The sequence below is a fragment of the Gracilibacillus oryzae genome, assembly GCF_009498735.1.
GTDB classification, from domain to species: domain Bacteria; phylum Bacillota; class Bacilli; order Bacillales; family Amphibacillaceae; genus Gracilibacillus; species Gracilibacillus oryzae.
Genome location: NZ_ML762428.1, coordinates 166,055 through 184,272, shown reverse-complemented (window position 1 = coordinate 184,272; position 18,218 = coordinate 166,055). Strand labels below are relative to the sequence as shown.

Genomic DNA, 18,218 nt, shown 5'->3' with positions numbered 1-18,218 from the left:
AAGTCGCAAGAACAGAGCGCGAGTCGCAAGAAGAAAGCAGGAAGTCGCAAGAAAAGAGCAGGAAGTCGCAAGAAGAGAGCCCAACTCGCAAGAAGCCGGGCCCAATCTTCATCAGAATAATCAAGTTTTGTTCTTAAATATTCTTGCTCCAAGAAAGAATGCTGCAATAATAAATAACAAAATGGCGCAAATCAATGCTGTAAGGGCTATGGATTGGTATTCTCCAGAGTTTTTAACATAGATTCCGATATAAGCCCAGACGAATACCAGAACATAAAAAGTATCTTTTTCTCGAAATAAGAATAATAATGCGATCAATGAACCGATTAGAATCATCACAATTGTCCAGATTATGCTGACAGATTCTTCAGCAATCAATTCGACATAAACAAGGTAATAGCTGATATTTGCGATAGTAGCAACACTTATCCAGCCTAAGTAGACCGAAAATGGCAGGATCTCAAGCCATATTGCATTTGCTTTTTTTCCATTTACATAAAGAGTGATTAATGTCAGAAGAAGACCGATCATCACAAGATTGCTAATGAAAAACAGCTGATAATGCCATGTTAAGATCCAGGCAATGTTCAAAATACAACTGAGCCAGAAAAATCCGCTGCATGCTTTATAGACAGGTGCTTCTCTTCTGCTTTTGGGTAACTGAGCAAGCACCCAAATTGCAAGTAAGAAGTAAATGAATCCCCAGATACTAAAGACATAACCAGCTGGTATAAAAGGTACATTTAATTGATTTGAAATTTCTCCAGTTGTCATACCGTTTATTGGCAGGATGTTTGCTAAGGCATTAACAGTGACAACAAGTGCTAAAGCTATCAGATTGGTCCAGAATATTCTCATTCTTTCTTAAAAGCCTCCTTTTGTATGTTTTAATGAATTCTTCTTAATTTATATTTTAAAAATGATAATTAATGTTATCGGAAGTATACCCTGTTTGATCAGATACCTAACAAAATTATGGTATGATGGCACAGAAAAGGGGGCGTAATGCGATGGAGGATCACGCTTTTCTGTTTTATAAAAAATGGATCGAGAAAGATTATGAAAATCTGAAAGAAACGCCAAGTGCCGCAAATCTTGTTCAATTTCAGACGAGGCACAAGTATCTGTTCATGGCATTGCAGCCGGCTATACAGAAACAAATTGGCAGGATGATTGCTGGCTGGAATTCCGACTCATTAAACCAGATGGATGAACGAATCACTAATATGCTAGCAGAGAAGCCTTCCAGGGGATCTGTTGCTAACTCACTTATGCATATGTTCGGATATTTCCGCAATGAATTAGCCGAAAGACAAAAAAGAGAATTCTTAGATAGTGTAGAAAAGTATCGTTCAGGGCTACTAGAAATAGAGTTAATTTTAAAGCAGTTAAAAGAGTGGGCGGAAAGTTATGACGAAGATTACCTGAACAGACAGAGTATTTTCTCAATATTGGATACTTAATCATGCTATACTAGTTCTATAAAATTACATTATTGAAAGAGTGATTCCATTGTCATGTACAAATTGTGTGATCGGTGATATGCAAATTGAGTTAAAAGTCGGTACAAGTGAAGATAGTAAACTATTTGATTTGTTAAAAAGTCACATAAGAAGACATCTGGATATTCAGATGGATCAGGACAAGATCTGGATTAATGAAGAAATTCTAAAAGATGTGTATGCATTTTGCTTTGATCATATCGACAGTGAAAAAGTAATGTATCGTGTCTCAGGCCAGGATTGGAAAACAATAGATCTGGCAGAACAATTATTTGGCTCAGACTGGATAGATGAAGTGATAAAGAAACGGCAAGTGGTGTCTTTTTATCAGCCAATTGTGACAAGGGAAAAGAAAATATATGCATATGAATTGCTGGCGCGCTTTATGGACGAGAATGGCAAAATGATTTTTCCGAATGAGATATTTTCAGCTGCAAGGAACCGTGGCAGGCTGTATGCTTTAGACAAGGTTTGCCGCTTAACAGCAGTGAAGCATGCGGCGAAAATAAAAGGTGCCAAGGCATTCATTAACTTTATCCCTACATCCATTTATTCACCAGAACATTGTCTGGAATCAACCACTATGTTAGCAGAACAGCTGAACTTAGCAAAAGATTCATTAGTTTTTGAGGTAGTGGAAACAGATAAAGTAGATGATATCGAACATTTGAAAGATGTATTAAAATATTATCATCACAAAGGCTTCGCTTATGCCCTTGATGATGTAGGTGAAGGGTACAGTACGGTAGACATGCTGCACGAGCTTGCTCCTAAGTATATGAAGCTTGATATGAAATATGTTCAAGGTGTGGCAGAAAGTGTGGAGAAACAACAGAAAGCAACCATACTGCTAAACAAAGCTTTAGAAATTGGTTCCATTCCATTAGCAGAAGGGGTAGAGACAGAAAAAGATTTTATCTGGTTAAAGGAAAAGGGTTTTCAGTTGTTTCAAGGTTATCTGTTCGGGAAACCTGAAAAAGAGCCTTGTGAATCTATACTTTAATTAAAATGGCGATGGTTTGAGTCTTGCATATATCATACTCTTTTTCCAACAAAAAAAACCGCAATCCATGTTGCGGGTCAGCGGTCGCCTGATATCGCTGTGATAGCAGGTATTATATTATTACAAGTTATCAATGATACTCCACAATCTAAGGCATATTGAACTGCTTGACAAGTATCTGGACAATAGCACCATACGTGAAGTTCCTTATCTTTAAATTCATCCACTTTCTCTTTTGTCAACAGGTCCATGCTGAAGGCGATTGACCACATTTTGGAATAGGTACCGTTTTCGCCATCTGTAAAATTAGACATCTTTTCGGCAGGAAATCCTTGTGTTTTCAGATGGTATTTATCATAAATATAGCTGATAATGTCAGCATCAAAGCATGTAAATACACACTTGGATAAGTATCCGTAACCTGAAAGAATCGACACGGCTTTGTCCATCACTTCTTTGGCGATCGGGCTCTTTTTTATTTCTACATTAAGCAATGTATCTGGGTAGTCTTTTAATAATTCACAAAGCTCTTCTAATGTGGGAATCTTTAACCCTTCATATTCATTCCCCAGCCAGCTCCCGGCATCTAGTTGCTTTAGTTCTCTAAGTGTGAGATCTGTAATTGGACCTGTACCATTTGTAGTCCGGTCCAATGTCTCATCATGTAAAATCATAACAACTTTATCTCTAGACAGGCGAAGGTCAAACTCGATCATATTCACACCTTTTTCAAGTGACTCCTTAAATGCCAGTAAGGTATTCTCTGGATACATACTGGAAAATCCTCTGTGAGCTGCTACTGTCACCCTATTGCGTTGTTCGAATGAGTTAATCATTCATTCTCCCCCTTTGAAATGTATGCAGTTTTTTTGAGATAACTCAACATTAATAAATTTTTATTTTCATTTCGTTAACTGTTTGTAAAATGTTGATAAAATTTATTGCTGCATACGAAAAAAAGACCCCATAATCATGGGATCTTTTTTAATGGGAATTGGATAATCAGGATATTTAAAAGAAGATGTAAGTCATCTAACTAATTAAATAACACCTTGTGCTACCATTGCATCTGCTACTTTTAAGAAGCCGGCAATGTTTGCACCGACAACTAAGTTTCCAGGGTGGCCGTATTCTTCAGAAGCAGACACGCTGTTTTTGTAAATGTTTTGCATAATTTCCTGAAGTTTCGCATCAACTTCTTCAAATTTCCAGGAAAGACGGGCACTGTTCTGCGCCATTTCAAGTGCTGACACAGCTACACCACCAGCATTGGCAGCTTTTGCAGGTCCGAATAATACTTTATTTTCTAAGAAAACATCGATTGCTTCAAGTGTTGAAGGCATGTTCGCACCTTCACCAATTGCTTTCACACCATTCGATACTAATGTTTTGGCAGCATCTTCGTTTAGTTCGTTCTGTGTAGCACAAGGAAGAGCGATATCACAAGGGATATTCCAGATACCTTCGAATCCTGCAGTATATTCTGCTTCAGGATGTTCATTTACATATTCCTTGATACGTTTTCTTTCTACTTCTTTTAAACGTTTTACTGTTTCTAAATTAATACCATCTTTGTCATATACATAGCCGCTGGAATCACTGCATGCAACAACTTTTGCACCAAGTTCAGTAGCTTTTTGGATAGCATAGGTAGATACGTTACCAGAACCTGAAACAACAACTGTTTTTCCTTTAAAGCTGTCGCCTCGGTCTTTTAACATTTCCTGCACGAAGTAAACCGTACCATAACCAGTTGCCTCAGTACGTGCTAAGCTTCCGCCAAAGTTAAGTCCTTTACCAGTAAGAACTCCCGCTTCGTTACCGCCGCGCATTTTCTTGTATTGTCCGAATAAGTAACCAATTTCTCTTCCGCCTACACCGATGTCACCTGCTGGAACGTCAGTGTCTGGACCGATATGTTTACCAAGCTCACTCATGAAGCTTTGGCAGAATCGCATAATTTCGCCATCTGATTTCCCTTTAGGATCAAAATCAGAACCACCTTTACCGCCGCCGATTGGCTGGCCTGTTAAAGAGTTTTTGAAGATTTGCTCAAAACCTAGGAATTTGATGATACTTGCATTAACAGACGGGTGGAAACGAAGACCGCCTTTGTATGGTCCAATTGCACTGTTAAATTGAACACGGAAACCACGGTTTACCTGAACTTTTCCTTCATCGTCTACCCATGGTACGCGGAAGGAGATGATTCTTTCCGGCTCTGACATTCTTTCTAAGATCCCTTGTTCCATATATACTGGATGCTTTTCAAAGACGGGAACTAAAGAGTCGAAAATTTCTTTTACAGCCTGATGAAATTCACTTTCATTTGGGTTACGTTTTTTGACTGTTTCATAAACGTCATTAACATAATTTTGTGCGACTTGATTTGCATTTGTCATATCTTATTTGTTCTCTCCTTATTTCTATATATATTTATTAAGCATATGCGTGACACCAGAATGAATCTATCTTATTTTGCCTGTACAAACATTCATTTATTCTTTCATAGAAATCAGATAATTGTAAAGGTAACCAATCTTGTTTTCTAAATTGTATGAATATTTGTAGATAAACCAAGTTTATTATATCAATTTGGTATAAACAATGCTGATGCGAGATTGAACCGATGCCGATTTGAGATATGTTTTATGAGAAAGTAGAAAAAAACCTCGGCAGTTGTTTACGCTTGCCGAGGTAATTCGATCATTTCTTCCACTTTTTTATCTGAAGGTACAAATGACAGAACGATCATGCCAATCACAAATAGTACGATTAAGCTTAAGATACCTGCATTAGATTTCCCTGTCAGCTGGGCTGTTACACCAAGTAAAAGTGGCCCTGTTATTGAGGCGAACTTACCGAAAATGTTATAAAAACCGAAAAATTCATTCGCATTCTCTTTAGGGATTAGTTTGGCGAAATAAGATCTGCTTAATGCCTGAATACCACCTTGTGATGATGCGACAAGCATTGCTAAAATCCAAAAGTCCACAGCAGTCTCCAGAAAATAACCAAAAACACAGACAACAATATAAACGGAGGACCCAACAAAAATCATGGCTTTGGCTGAAAACCGGTCAGCTAACCTTCCGTATATTACAGCAAATGGTGCAGCGACAATCTGGGTGACTAACAGCACGACAAGCATGACAGTAGAATCTAACCCAACATCTGAGCCATATGCTGTTGACATGGAAATTATCGTTCCAACTCCATCGATATAAAAGAAATAGGCAATCAGGAAGATGGAGAGATATTTATATTGTTTAATGTTTCTAATCGTCTGAAAGAGCCTGCGGAAACTTTGCTTAACTGGACGTGGTTCTCTTGGGATGGAATATATTTGCTGAACATTTTTAATGACCGGAAAGGCGAAGACTCCCCACCAGATACATGTGATGAGAAATGCTATGCGGCTTGCCATCACACTTGAGATTGGCAAAATCTCCTGTTGAGCTAAAAGAATTACTGAAATACTTAAGATAAATGGAATAGTGCTTCCTATGTAACCAAGCCCAAAACCTCTTGCTGATACTTTATTCATTCGCTGATCATCTGTTACATCAACTAAAAATGCATCATAAAAGACATTGGCACCTGTTGAGCCTAATGAAGCAAGCGTATAGAAAATAAGCAGCAGCAGCCATTCTCCTTCAGGCACAAAAACAAGGGCAGCAGTTGAAAAAATCCCCAATCCCATAAAGCTTAAGAAGAATCGTTTTTTAAACCCCTGGTAATCTGCAATTGTACCCAAAATGGGCCCTATCATTGCTAAAATAAATGTAAAGATGGCAATCGTATAGCCTAAATATGCGGTAGAATCATGATTCTCTACACCTGCACCGGAGGCCTGTGCCTTAAAATATATCGGAAAAATCGCTGTTGTAATAATAACTGAAAATGCAGAGCTTCCCCAGTCATACATCATCCAGCTTCTCTCTTGCTTAGTAAAAGCTTTCATATCTCAATTCACCAACCTTTTTCTCTATTTTACTAGATGGAAGATAATAGATCTCGGTAAATTTGTAAAATTAATATAAAATTTACTTTCGGTTTCAAATTAATTGAAATCGGGTACATTATAACCAACAAAAACTATGGAAGGAAGATGCTATATGGCTAAGTATATCCAGGCATTTTTTAGAACAGAAGATGAAGCAGAATCGGTAAGAGTAGAGCTGGCAAAAGTAAATGCGAGTGAAGTTCGAGTAGATCACTTACCAGAGAGAAGCGGTAATTTATTTTTGGCACCCCTTACGTATACGGGAAGCAATGCAAGCAGTGTAGGTTCTGGAGGTTATATACCAGCATTCTCAATTAATGACAGTGATGATGTGGACAATTCCCCGAGAGACTATACCATTGAATTTCAAGTTGCAGAGAAAGACTATGGGGAAGCACTGCAAATCATTAAAGAAAGCGACGGATATGTAGATAAAGATACACTTGATCTTTAATTAAGTTTAATAAAAAGAAGGAAGCTTTGTTCATGGGCTTCCTTCGCCTTAAGCAAGGCAATATATTTTTTGTTGACAAACATGTATATACAAGATACAATGAAAACGTAATCAATTATCTTGTATATACATGTTAATCTTGTAAGGAGGAATGATGATGGGCAAGTATACAGAACCAGCTGAACAGCTGTTGGAGAAGATTGGCGGCAGTGATAATATATCCGTTGTTACCCATTGTGCTACAAGAATGCGCTTTGTGTTAAATGATAATGATGCAGCTGATGTGAAAGCGATTGAAGAAATTGGACTTGTAAAAGGAACATTCACATCAGGCGGTCAGTTTCAAGTAATTATTGGTAATGAAGTGGCATCTTTTTATAATGAGTTTACAAAGATAGCGGGTGTTGGTGACAGTTCAAAAGATGATGCGAAACAGGCAGCGAAACAAAATATGAACTTCTTACAGCGAATGGTTTCCCATCTTGCAGAAATTTTTACACCTATTATTCCCGCATTAGTTGTTGGTGGTCTTATTTTAGGTTTTCGTAATGTAATTGGTGGAATTGATGTTGATCAGGCTCAAGATGGTATGCAAACATTTGCTGACAACTCTCAATTTCTTCAAGGTTTATATGATTTTCTCTGGTTAATTGGAGAAGCGATATTCCAATTCCTTCCTGTAGCGATCACATGGGCTATTTCCAGGAAAATGGGGACAACTCAAGTGCTGGGGATTGTCCTTGGTATTACATTAGTTTCCCCGCAATTATTAAATGCTTATAACGTAGCAGGAGCTGAATCGATTCCATTTTGGGACTTTGGATTTGCACAAATTGATATGATTGGTTACCAGGCACAAGTAATTCCTGCAATTTTAGCGGGCTTTGTATTGGCTTATTTAGAGATCTGGTTACGTAAAGTTATTCCAAGCGTTGTATCGATGATTTTTGTTCCGTTTTTTGCACTTATACCTGCAGTGTTAATAGCACACGTTGTTTTAGGCCCAATAGGGTGGGAAATCGGTTCATGGATTTCTAATGTTGTTTATTCTGGATTAACTTCAGGATTTGGCTGGTTATTTGCAGCACTATACGGTTTTGCTTATGCTCCGTTAGTTATTACAGGGCTTCACCATATGACAAATGCGATTGACCTGCAGTTAATGAGTGATTTTGATGGTACGATTTTATGGCCGATGATTGCTTTATCCAACATTGCACAAGGGTCAGCTGTAGTTGCGATGATTTACCTGAATCGTAAAGATAAGCAAGAACAGCAAGTATCCGTGCCTGCAGCCATTTCTTGTTATCTTGGTGTAACAGAACCGGCACTATATGGTATTAACCTGAAATATCTTTTCCCATTTTTCGCAGGGATTACAGGTTCAGCAATAGCTGCTGTTATTTCTGTCGGTACAGGAGTTACGGCTAACTCTATAGGTGTAGGGGGCATTCCTGGCGTCTTATCCATTCAAGTTGCCCACATTTTAATGTTCTGTGTGGCAATGGTAGTGGCAATTGTTGTTCCGTTTATTTTGACAGTGATTTTAGCTAAGACGAAAATTGGTAAAGATGCATACGAAAGACTTGGAAAAAGGTAATGTAAACAAAATAGGGAGAGGGGATAAGTGATTCCTCTCTCTTTCCGCTATATATAAAGGAAGGGTGTTTTATGTTGAATGAAAAATGGTGGCAAAAGTCAGTTGTATATCAAATATACCCAAAGAGTTTCCGTGATACAACAGGGAATGGAGTAGGAGATATACAAGGAATCATTGAGAAATTGGACTACTTGAATAAATTGGGTGTTGATGTTATCTGGCTCACTCCTATTTATGCCTCACCGCAAAATGATAATGGCTATGATATTTCCAACTATTTTTCGATTCATCCCGAATACGGAACAATGGAAGATTTCGAGAGATTATTAAAAGAAGCACACGACCGTGGGATCAAACTGATAATGGATATTGTCGTAAACCATACATCGACAGAGCACGAATGGTTCAGGAAATCCCAATCATCTTCTCAAAATCCGTATCGTGATTTCTATATATGGAAAGATGGAGAAAATGACGGCCCGCCAACAAACTGGCAGTCAAAATTTGGAGGTTCTGCCTGGCAATTGGACAAAGAAACCAATCAATATTACCTTCACTTGTTTGATGTAACCCAAGCAGATTTAAACTGGGAAAATGAAAAAGTCCGTGATGAAGTCTATCAGATGATGAATTTCTGGCTGGATAAAGGGGTTGACGGCTTTCGTCTGGATGTTATCAATCTTATTTCGAAGGATCAGCGTTTTCCGGATGATGATGGATCCGTTCCGCCTGGAGATGGCCGCAAGTTTTATACAGATGGACCAAGAGTACATGAATTCCTGCATGAAATGAACCAGAACGTTTTCAAAGGGCGCCAAACCATGACAGTTGGTGAGATGTCATCAACAACTTTAGAAGATTGTATTCAATACTCTAATCCGAACAAAGAAGAATTGGATATGACATTTAATTTTCATCATTTAAAAGTGGACTACCCTAATGGTGAAAAGTGGACAAAAGCAGATTTTGACTTTATAGAACTAAAGCAGATCCTGTCAAAATGGCAAGTTGGTATGCAACAGGGTGGTGGCTGGAATGCGCTGTTCTGGTGTAACCATGATCAGCCAAGGGTTGTTTCAAGGTTTGGTGATGACGAAAACTATCACAATGAATCAGCCAAAATGTTAGCAACAACGATCCACTTCATGCAGGGGACACCATATATTTATCAAGGGGAAGAAATCGGAATGACGAATCCCGGATTTGATACGATTGAGAAATACCGAGATGTAGAGTCATTTAATATCTACAATATAAAAAAGGCGGAAGGAATACCAGAAGAAGAGATACTGGAGATCCTGAAAGAAAAATCAAGAGATAATGCCAGAACGCCGATGCAGTGGGATGATAAAGAAAATGCCGGCTTTACAACTGGCACGCCATGGATTGATCCAGCACCTAATTATCCATCCATTAATGCAGAAAAAGCTGTTTCCAAACGTGATTCGATCTTTTATTATTATCAACAGCTCATTAAATTAAGGAAAGAATATCAAGTAATCACAGATGGAACGTATCAGCTGCTACTGCCTGATCACCTTGCAATTTTTGCTTATATAAGAGAAAATGATCAAGAATGGATGCTTGTTGTCAATAACTTTTATGACAAGAAGGTTCCGTTTCAATTACCGGAAGATATAGACACATTTGACGGTTCAGGGGAAGTAATTTTATCCAATTATCCTGAAGCGACAGAAAAAGTGAATAAAGAGCTTCTGCCGTATGAGTCATTTGTCTATTATCAAAAGAAATAAATGAGGACTAGCAGTATGCAGAATAAGTACATGATTATTTATCATGAAATGGTGAATCAAATTGATCGTGGCGAATATAAACCAAAACATTTTTTGCCATCTGAAAATGAATTAACAGTAAAATATAATACTTCGCGTGAAACAATCCGCAAGGCACTGACATTACTGGCCCAAAATGGTTATATCCAAAAGATTAGAGGAAAAGGATCGATGGTGATTGACAGGAATAAATTCGATTTCCCTGTATCAGGTCTTGTAAGTTTCAAAGAAGTTGCAGAGAAAATTGGTCAGAAGCCTGAAACCATTGTCCACACATGTAAATTAACGGAGGCGCCTCCATATATAAGGAAACAATTGAAGATAAAACAATCAGAACAGGTATGGGAAATCAGTCGTACCAGATCATTTTCTGGAAGCAGAATTATCCTTGATAAAGACTATCTGGTGGAAAAATATATTCCGCATATGAATAAGGAAATAGCGCAAGATTCACTTTTTGCTTATATTGAAGGAGAACTCGGTCTGACGATCAGTTTTGCCAAGAAAGAGATTGTTGTGGAAGAGCCGACAGAAGAGGACCGTATATTGTTAGATTTAGAGGGATTTCATAACATTGTGGTGATTAAAAACTATGTGTATTTAGATGACGCAAGCTTATTTCAATATACAGAATCACGACATCGACCAGACAAATTCCGCTTTGTTGACTTTGCGCGAAGAAGTCAATAGAGGTGGAGGTATAACAAAAATAGTTAGTCTATAAACCGAACAATAAATACACAAGTTTGTCATTCACTAATGTACTAATGAAGATAGTGCTAACTTGCCGCTGGGGAAAAATACTCGCTTTCCATGGGCACGGCTTCAACTAACTTGGTAAAGAAGGTCACTTTACCAAGTGGATTTTCAGCTCGTGCTGTTCCCATAGGAGTCTCGCATTTTTCCCCAGCTTTTCATGGTTCTCTAGACTAATAAGCAGAACGAATATCATCATGTAAAGACAGCATCACTTAAGGCAAGTTTAGGCACGATCATTTATTCCGTATAAAGTCTCTCTATAAAAGCAGGATACCTGGCATTAGGTAGATGGTGATAGATCCTGTATTCAGGGAGAAAATAATCCGGCTAGATTCAATCTATCCGGATTTCAGTATGGAAAAACGCACATCTGCTGAAGGTCTAGCGAATGTGCGTTTTTCTTATATAATATGGAGGTGTCTGTCTTCATTCAGCTTGAATTGACTCTGTTGTTATATACATCTTATGCACAGATTGTGGATATATAGTGAATTTTTTTTACCAGAAGAAAAACGGAAGAAAAGCAATTGTTGCGATGGCGCCTAAAGCAATTCCGATACCTAATCCTCTGCCATAACCGCCATATGGGCCATATCCATAATAACCAATCCCATATCCGCCAACTCTATTTCCATCTATTGAATTCAAAAATACGTTATTGCGGTTCACTCGTTGGATAACGCCCCTGTGCACTTGCCCGTTTCTTGTCACAATTTTTACTGGACGGCCGATATTCTGGCAACAAAAATCATAATGTCTTGACATAACAGTAAATACCCCTCTCTAACTCATTTGAGTGATACTATACATTATGCAAGAAAGACAGAATCGAATGGACAGATAGTCCGAGTCACATTCATCAATTTAAAAAGTCTATAGCTTTTATAATCTCTTCATTATCGGCATATAAAATTTGTTTAGCAGAAATTTTGTTCGTTTTGATATATTGCTGAAGAATATAATAGCCCATATGGTACCCGAGGTTTTGTGGTATACCATGTTTATCTCCATACATGAGTAAATCATGTTTTGGTTCATAGCGTGTAATATTTATATTTGCTGCAATCCATTTGGTGAAATATTTTCTTGCTGTATCTTCAGGATACTGTTCGATCCACTTGCTTCCAGAATCCTCACCGATGATGGTTCGTACAAGGTGTTCTGCGATTCCTTCAAGGATAATGGCATCTAACAAAGTATACGATTCTTCTGGCTTCCGAAAGTAATTCAGACGGCAGGTATGACTGTATTCATGAAGAAATACAGCAGCGGCCTGTTTTCTCGTTGCTTGATGACTCAGAAAAAGAAACAGTTGTTTTGGAAAGCTTAAACCAGCACAGCCGGAGAATCTTTCCGTTAATTCTTTACTGTGATGATTGGATGGAAAGATAAATATCTTGGCAGCAGGACCATCCCAGGCTTTTCGGTATTTCTGGTAAAGTTTTTCAATCAATTGGTGGTAATCTTTTTTTAGCCAGCTTGTTATCATATCCTGTTCGTTATTTGCGGGATGAAATAGCCCGTGACGGAGCAGGTGATCTTGTATGGCTTGTGCATTCGTCTGATGAAAATATTTTGCCAATGGTTTGCATAGAATGTTTTGATGTTGTTTCCATTTGTTATTCAACAGTACTGTCTTGCTGTCAAGATATTCTTCTAACCATTTATCTGTTGGTTGTATGGTCATTCAGTATCCACAGCCTTAGAAGCAAGAAATAAGCATGCTTGTAATGAGTTGCCGTATTGTTTATTTACGTGGTAATGTGTCTCGATCGTTTTTAACATGGTATCTGTCCATTGAATATTCTGATTTGCAGGAAGGCTATCCACATTATTCTTGTGAACCTGCTTTAAAGTAACATCTGTAAACCCGTTTTCTAACAAAAGCTTAAGCCATTCAAAACGAGTGAATAATTGCGGAATTTCGTAAAAGTTTTGAATGATGTCTTTGTCCAGCTGATCTAATTGAGGATCTGCTGTCATTTCTAGTAATACAACCGTGCCATTATCACATAGAACTCGTGAGATTTCGCTCATGCTTTTGTTAGCATTGGTAAAGGTTAATACAGATTCACAGACAATTAGATGAAACTGGTCGTCCTCAAATGGTAAATTTTCAGCACTTGCTTCAACTATATCAATTGTGGATATTTTTTCTGTCATCATTCTTGCTTTTTTCGTCATTTGTGGATGGATGTCTACCCCTGTTATGTCAGCATCTGTTTTATTATTAATCGCTAACAGTGTTTGACCAATTCCACAGCCTATTTCTAATATTTTTCCGAAATTGGTTACAGGAAGCAGTTCCATCCATAAAGAAGTGGCTGCTTTCCCGCCAGGATGTGCATAGCTCATGCCTAATTGAGCTAATAATTTCTGGTAACTTGTCACAACACTAACCGTCCTTTCGTGCCCTGATACGATCACTAATGATCATTAGAGTCAACCCTCTCGCAAATCATAGTCTCTCTTTATATTTGGATAGAATTGTAGTAATATTAAGGATAATTGTTATAAATGCTTGTGAACATTCTCTATAAGTTAGTGTATACACAATGTTTAAAGAAGGTGAATGGATTGGAACAGAAAGAGATAGAATTGCTGAAGTTATTAGAGAAGAATGGAAGACTTGATACAGAAACGATTGGTAAAATGATTGATGAAACACCTGAAAAAGTAGAAGAAATGATCGCGAAATTAGAGAAGGAACACGCGATTTTAGGGTATTCAACATTGGTAGACTGGTCTAGTGTTTATGAATATGAAGGTGTTGCCGCATTGATTGATGTGAAAGTAACACCAGTTAGAGGAGTAGGATTTGACAAAATCGCTTCAAGAATTTACCGCTTCCCTGAAGTAAAGGCAGTTTACTTAATGTCAGGGGCTTATGATCTAAGTGTTTCTGTTGAAGGGAAAACAATGATGGAAGTTAGCAGATTTGTATCTGAAAAATTATCCACATTAGACACAGTGATTTCCACAACGACACACTTCATCTTGAAAAAATATAAGCATGACGGCATTATTTTTGAAGACGATGATGATGATAAACGAATGATGGTGACGCCATGAGTTCAAAATACTTAGCAAAACAAGTGCAGGATTTAAAGCCATCTGGAATCAGAAAATTTTTTGATTTAGCTTCTAAGATGGAAAATGTTGTTTCATTAGGTGTAGGGGAGCCTGACTTTGTGACACCGTGGAATGTGATTGAGGCAAGTTATCACTCATTGGAACAAGGTTATACTGCTTATACAGCTAATGCAGGATTGTTAGAATTGCGTGAAGCAATAACCGATTATTTGGATGAATATTTTTCTGTTTCCTACAATGCAGAAGACCAGGTTTTAGTAACCGTTGGAGCAAGTCAGGCGATCGATATTGCACTCAGGGCCCTCCTTAACCCTGGTGATGAAGTAATTATTGTAGAACCATGCTTTGTTGCATACAGTTCTGCAGTAATATTGGCAGGAGGTGTACCGGTTACTGTCAGTGCCACAAGCGACAATGCGTTTAAAGTAACGGCAGAACAAATTGAAGCAGCAGTAACAGACAAAACAAAAGCGATTGTGCTCTGCAGTCCGAATAATCCAACAGGTGCGGTGTTAAATGCACAAGAATTATCAGAAATTTCTGAAGTCCTTTGCAAACATGATATCATTGCAATATCTGATGAGATTTATGCGGAATTATCTTACGATGAGAAAGCAACAAGCTTAGCAGAAGTAAAAGGAATGAAAGAAAGAACCATTCTTATCTCAGGCTTCTCTAAATCTTTCGCAATGACAGGCTGGCGCCTAGGATATGCGGCAGGTCCAACTGAAATTATTCAGGCAATGACAAAGATTCATCAATATACCATTATGTGTGCGCCGACAATGGCGCAGCACGGAGCTTTGGAAGCATTACGCAATGGCAGAGACAGTGTGAATGATATGACAACAAGCTACCGTCAGCGCCGTAACTTTGTTGTCAAAGCATTAAATGAAATGGGCTTAAGCTGTCACTTGCCTGGTGGTGCATTCTATGTTTTCCCTTCGATTAAAGCTACTGGCATGACGTCAGAGGAATTTGCAGAAAAGCTGCTGGAAGAAGAACAAGTGGCTGTTGTACCTGGAAATGTGTTTGGTGAAAGCGGGGAAGGGTATATCCGCTGTTCCTATGCAACTTCCATTAAGCAATTAGACGAAGCGATGAAACGAATGAGCCGTTTTGTAGAAAAACATATCCAATAAAGAAGAAACCAGTCGTCTGAAACTAGACTGCTGGTTTTTTCTATGGAAGGAAAGCGAGTCTTGTTAGGATAAGTTCAATTGATAAATAAAGGAAAATAATACTTGTAAGTACAAGTTGGATTGTTTATAATATTCATATCGAGATTAGAAAGGATGTAGGGGATGGAGATTAAGCGCATTCATGACACAGAAATAAAGATAAACAATGGGGAAGATCTGGAATTACCTAAACAGGTATTCGTTGATTTAAATGAAAATATTACAGCACCATTCGATGTAGAATGGGACTTGCCTTCAGAGGAAGCACTCAAAAGCAATGGTACGATTGAGATAGAAGGTTCAATTAAACATCAAAACTATCCAAAGCCGTTTATTGAGCAGCGAGCTGATCCATATTTATATAAACATACAGATGGATATTTTTATTTTACAGGCTCTTATCCTCTGTATGACAGAATCGTGTTACGCCGTGCCAGAACAATTGAGGAATTACCTCAGGCAGAAGAAAAGGTAATCTGGTGGAAACATGAATCAGGTATTATGTCTGAGCATATTTGGGCTCCGGAGATTCATTTTATTGATGGCAAATGGTATTTTCATTTTGCTGCAGGAGAAAAGGATGATGTCTGGGAAATACGGCCGTATGTTTTGGAATGTGAGGCAGAGAATCCGCTGGAAGGAGAATGGGTGGAAAAAGGACAGATAAATACAGAATTCCAAAGCTTTTCATTAGATGCAACTACCTTCGAACACAATGGTAAGCGTTATCTGGTCTGGGCGCAAAAAGTTGATAATATTTCCAATTTGTATATTGCCGAAATGGAAAACCCCTGGACAATTAAGAAACAAGTATTTTTATCAAAGCCTGAGTATGACTGGGAAACGATTGGGTTTGATGTAAATGAAGGACCTGCAATGATCAAGGATGATAAGCGAATTTTTATTGCTTTCTCTGCGAGCGCAACAGATGAAAACTATGCAGTAGGATTATTATATGCAGACATAGACAGTGACTTATTAGATCCAGAATCATGGAAAAAAACAGAGAGTCCTGTTATGGTATCAAATGATGAAAACGGTGAGTATGGTCCAGGACATAACAGCTTTTGTCTTGATGAAAATGGTTATGAACTAATCATCTATCATGCTCGTCCATATAAAGGATTTAATACGGAAAATCCATTGTATGATCATAACCGTCATGCCAGAATTCAACGGTTATTCTGGACGAAGGAAGGAATGCCATACTTTGGGGAGCCTGGGTATGTGCTGGACTTTTCCAATCATAAAGCAAAAGCAAATATAACTGTTATATAATTATCAAGGTATTTTGAAATAACATCAACTTAATACTTTAAAACGGTGAAACGGTGAATTTATTACCTTTCACCTATTTTTGTTTGCATTCATATTTTAGATGAATAGTAAAGGAGACTCAATCTGAAAATAGCGGAAATGCTCGTAAAGGGGAGAATCAGGAAGAAAATCATCGTATTTTTAGTAAGATGGCTATATTTAGAAAATTGATCAATTGAGGTGATTGGAATAACATAGTTATTATTGATAATTTTTGGAAGGGAAGTATACAATGAGAAAGTTCTTTATCCTCATTATTGCTGTTATATTAATGTTAACTGCAGCTTGCAGTACCAGAGAGGAAGATAGTGTATCGAGTAATCAGGATACAAACGAACAGGTGGAAGAGAAAGATCAAACAGAGGAATACATAGAAAGTCAATTCAGCTATTATGAGCTGGAAAATGCGAAACGCCCGCTGACTGAACTGGAAAAAGAACTTCTTCGCAAACCTGGTGAATATGGTGGGGACAATTATGATGAAATGGCGGTGCAGGAAGAAATTGATCAATTACCAGATGAATTGACAGCAGAGCAATATTTACATGAATTAGTTTATTTGCTCGGAGAAGATTATCATAAAGAAATAAATACCTTTGTAAATTTTGATACAGAAATAAATGTAGAAATTGCCCGGCCTGATGAAACAGTCAATACACCAGAACTAAAAACGGCGCATTATGCCATATTAATAGATGCAAGTGCCAGTATGCATGAGAAAATAGATGGTAAGAAGAAATGGGAGTCAGCAGCAGAGGCTGTTGCCAACTTTGCGGAAGCTCTGCCTGGCAATGCTACGTTATCTGTAAGGGTTTATGGCCATAAAGGATCAAGTAATTATGAAGATAAAGAGCTTTCCTGCAGCAGTACAGAGAACATATACAATGGGAGTTATGATGCGGACTTACTCGAATCATCCTTAGCTGAGATTTATCCTTCAGGTTTCACGCCAATAGCTCTCGCGCTGGAATCAAGCAAGGGTGATATACCTGAAACAGCAGAAGAAGCGGTTGTCTATGTTGTTAGTGACGGGATGGAGACATGTGATGGTGACCCGGCACAAATGGCACAAGAACTGGTAGATGAAGACATACAGACAGTTGTTAATATTATTGGCTTTGATGTCGATGATGAAGGAGAACAGTTGTTAACAGAAGTTGCTGATGCAGGAAACGGAGAATTTGTTTATGTTGACTCTGATCGTGAATTAAAGCGGTATATGCGTGAACAGTATGAAGAAATTCAACGTGCCTGGAGTGATTGGAAGGATGAGGGGAAAGAAAGAGCTTACGAATTAAAAGAAGAAAAGAAACAATTGGCGTATGATACGAAAGAGCAAATGAAAGAAAAAGCCGATCGTGAAAAGGAAAGACTAAAGAAAGCACAGCAATATTTAGAGGACAAATATGAAGATTATGACCATCCATCGCGAAAGGTGTATAGCCTTGTATTAAATTATTCAAATGAAAGATGGGGATATGCTGTTGATACAGGCAATGACCTGTGGGGT

General features: G+C 38.1%; 17 protein-coding genes. 10 read left to right on the top strand and 7 right to left on the bottom strand.

The genetic code is table 11. The features are described 5' to 3' along the window. Positions 1–120: 120 nt before the first annotated feature. A complete protein-coding gene (locus F9U64_RS08980; RefSeq protein ID WP_153402673.1) occupies positions 121–858 on the bottom strand; it encodes a tryptophan-rich sensory protein in 738 nt (245 codons plus the stop codon). Positions 859–1,010: 152 nt separating this feature from the next. Between F9U64_RS08980 and F9U64_RS08975 the strand changes: the two genes are divergently transcribed. Both F9U64_RS08975 and F9U64_RS08970 read left to right on the top strand, forming a co-directional pair. After that, on the top strand, positions 1,011–1,463 hold the full coding sequence (locus F9U64_RS08975; protein WP_194287316.1) for a DUF1722 domain-containing protein: 453 nt from the start codon (positions 1,011–1,013) through the stop codon (positions 1,461–1,463). Positions 1,464–1,512: 49 nt separating this feature from the next. After that, positions 1,513–2,505 carry an EAL domain-containing protein gene (locus tag F9U64_RS08970; RefSeq protein WP_153402671.1) on the top strand — a complete coding sequence of 331 codons (993 nt, stop codon included), beginning with the start codon at positions 1,513–1,515 and terminating at the stop codon, positions 2,503–2,505. A gap of 77 nt (positions 2,506–2,582) precedes the next feature. Here the strand turns inward: F9U64_RS08970 and F9U64_RS08965 are convergent, their stop codons facing one another. From F9U64_RS08965 to F9U64_RS08955, 3 genes are all read right to left on the bottom strand, one after another. Beyond that, positions 2,583–3,341, bottom strand: a complete 759-nt coding sequence (locus F9U64_RS08965; RefSeq protein ID WP_153402670.1) for a glycerophosphodiester phosphodiesterase family protein — start codon at positions 3,339–3,341, stop codon at positions 2,583–2,585. A 204-nt stretch (positions 3,342–3,545) separates the two neighbouring features. Then, positions 3,546–4,907, bottom strand: a complete 1,362-nt coding sequence (gdhA, locus tag F9U64_RS08960; protein ID WP_153402669.1) for an NADP-specific glutamate dehydrogenase — start codon at positions 4,905–4,907, stop codon at positions 3,546–3,548. Between the two features lie 281 nt (positions 4,908–5,188). Continuing rightward, complete coding sequence (locus F9U64_RS08955; protein ID WP_153402668.1) at positions 5,189–6,469, bottom strand: MFS transporter; 1,281 nt, start codon at positions 6,467–6,469, stop codon at positions 5,189–5,191. Between the two features lie 154 nt (positions 6,470–6,623). On the opposite strand from F9U64_RS08955, the gene F9U64_RS08950 reads away from it, so the two are divergent. From F9U64_RS08950 to treR, 4 genes are all read left to right on the top strand, one after another. Further along, positions 6,624–6,965, top strand: coding sequence for a hypothetical protein (locus tag F9U64_RS08950; protein ID WP_153402667.1), 342 nt, complete (start codon positions 6,624–6,626; stop codon positions 6,963–6,965). A gap of 157 nt (positions 6,966–7,122) precedes the next feature. Further along, positions 7,123–8,565, top strand: coding sequence for a PTS system trehalose-specific EIIBC component (gene treP / locus F9U64_RS08945; RefSeq protein ID WP_153402666.1), 1,443 nt, complete (start codon positions 7,123–7,125; stop codon positions 8,563–8,565). A 71-nt stretch (positions 8,566–8,636) separates the two neighbouring features. Then, complete coding sequence (gene treC / locus F9U64_RS08940) at positions 8,637–10,319, top strand: alpha,alpha-phosphotrehalase (protein ID WP_228275641.1); 1,683 nt, start codon at positions 8,637–8,639, stop codon at positions 10,317–10,319. A 15-nt stretch (positions 10,320–10,334) separates the two neighbouring features. Next, entirely contained in the window at positions 10,335–11,048 is a 714-nt protein-coding gene (treR, locus tag F9U64_RS08935) for a trehalose operon repressor (protein ID WP_153402665.1), read from the top strand. Positions 11,049–11,615: 567 nt separating this feature from the next. Here treR and F9U64_RS08930 read toward each other — a convergent pair. The 3 genes from F9U64_RS08930 to F9U64_RS08920 form a co-directional block, all read right to left on the bottom strand. After that, complete coding sequence (locus F9U64_RS08930) at positions 11,616–11,882, bottom strand: hypothetical protein (protein ID WP_153402664.1); 267 nt, start codon at positions 11,880–11,882, stop codon at positions 11,616–11,618. Positions 11,883–11,976: 94 nt separating this feature from the next. Next, complete coding sequence (locus F9U64_RS08925; RefSeq protein WP_153402663.1) at positions 11,977–12,804, bottom strand: DUF2268 domain-containing putative Zn-dependent protease; 828 nt, start codon at positions 12,802–12,804, stop codon at positions 11,977–11,979. Further along, a complete protein-coding gene (locus F9U64_RS08920) occupies positions 12,801–13,508 on the bottom strand; it encodes a class I SAM-dependent methyltransferase (protein ID WP_153402662.1) in 708 nt (235 codons plus the stop codon). The genes F9U64_RS08925 and F9U64_RS08920 overlap by 4 nt, the downstream gene beginning before the upstream one ends. Before the next feature lie 186 nt (positions 13,509–13,694). Here F9U64_RS08920 and F9U64_RS08915 point away from each other — a divergent pair, with 186 nt between their 5' ends. From F9U64_RS08915 to F9U64_RS08900, 4 genes are all read left to right on the top strand, one after another. Beyond that, entirely contained in the window at positions 13,695–14,189 is a 495-nt protein-coding gene (locus tag F9U64_RS08915; RefSeq protein ID WP_153402661.1) for an Lrp/AsnC family transcriptional regulator, read from the top strand. After that, entirely contained in the window at positions 14,186–15,352 is a 1,167-nt protein-coding gene (locus F9U64_RS08910; protein ID WP_153402660.1) for an aminotransferase, read from the top strand. The genes F9U64_RS08915 and F9U64_RS08910 overlap by 4 nt, the downstream gene beginning before the upstream one ends. 162 nt (positions 15,353–15,514) lie before the next feature. Next, positions 15,515–16,669, top strand: a complete 1,155-nt coding sequence (locus tag F9U64_RS08905) for a family 43 glycosylhydrolase (protein ID WP_153402659.1) — start codon at positions 15,515–15,517, stop codon at positions 16,667–16,669. A gap of 271 nt (positions 16,670–16,940) precedes the next feature. Continuing rightward, positions 16,941–18,218: VWA domain-containing protein (locus F9U64_RS08900; protein ID WP_228275640.1), on the top strand; the 1,278-nt coding region annotated here is incomplete at its 3' end.

What these genes read in the sequence shown, in the direction of transcription:
- F9U64_RS08930 (WP_153402664.1), bottom strand. Translation starts at nt 11,882, where the DNA reads ATGTCAAGACATTATGATTTTTGTTGCCAGAATATCGGCCGTCCAGTA.
- F9U64_RS08980 (WP_153402673.1), bottom strand. Translation starts at nt 858, where the DNA reads ATGAGAATATTCTGGACCAATCTGATAGCTTTAGCACTTGTTGTCACT.
- F9U64_RS08905 (WP_153402659.1), top strand. Translation starts at nt 15,515, where the DNA reads ATGGAGATTAAGCGCATTCATGACACAGAAATAAAGATAAACAATGGG.
- treP (WP_153402666.1), top strand. Translation starts at nt 7,123, where the DNA reads ATGGGCAAGTATACAGAACCAGCTGAACAGCTGTTGGAGAAGATTGGC.
- F9U64_RS08950 (WP_153402667.1), top strand. Translation starts at nt 6,624, where the DNA reads ATGGCTAAGTATATCCAGGCATTTTTTAGAACAGAAGATGAAGCAGAA.
- treC (WP_228275641.1), top strand. Translation starts at nt 8,637, where the DNA reads ATGTTGAATGAAAAATGGTGGCAAAAGTCAGTTGTATATCAAATATAC.
- gdhA (WP_153402669.1), bottom strand. Translation starts at nt 4,907, where the DNA reads ATGACAAATGCAAATCAAGTCGCACAAAATTATGTTAATGACGTTTAT.
- treR (WP_153402665.1), top strand. Translation starts at nt 10,335, where the DNA reads ATGCAGAATAAGTACATGATTATTTATCATGAAATGGTGAATCAAATT.
- F9U64_RS08965 (WP_153402670.1), bottom strand. Translation starts at nt 3,341, where the DNA reads ATGATTAACTCATTCGAACAACGCAATAGGGTGACAGTAGCAGCTCAC.
- F9U64_RS08910 (WP_153402660.1), top strand. Translation starts at nt 14,186, where the DNA reads ATGAGTTCAAAATACTTAGCAAAACAAGTGCAGGATTTAAAGCCATCT.
- F9U64_RS08955 (WP_153402668.1), bottom strand. Translation starts at nt 6,469, where the DNA reads ATGAAAGCTTTTACTAAGCAAGAGAGAAGCTGGATGATGTATGACTGG.
- F9U64_RS08975 (WP_194287316.1), top strand. Translation starts at nt 1,011, where the DNA reads ATGGAGGATCACGCTTTTCTGTTTTATAAAAAATGGATCGAGAAAGAT.
- F9U64_RS08925 (WP_153402663.1), bottom strand. Translation starts at nt 12,804, where the DNA reads ATGACCATACAACCAACAGATAAATGGTTAGAAGAATATCTTGACAGC.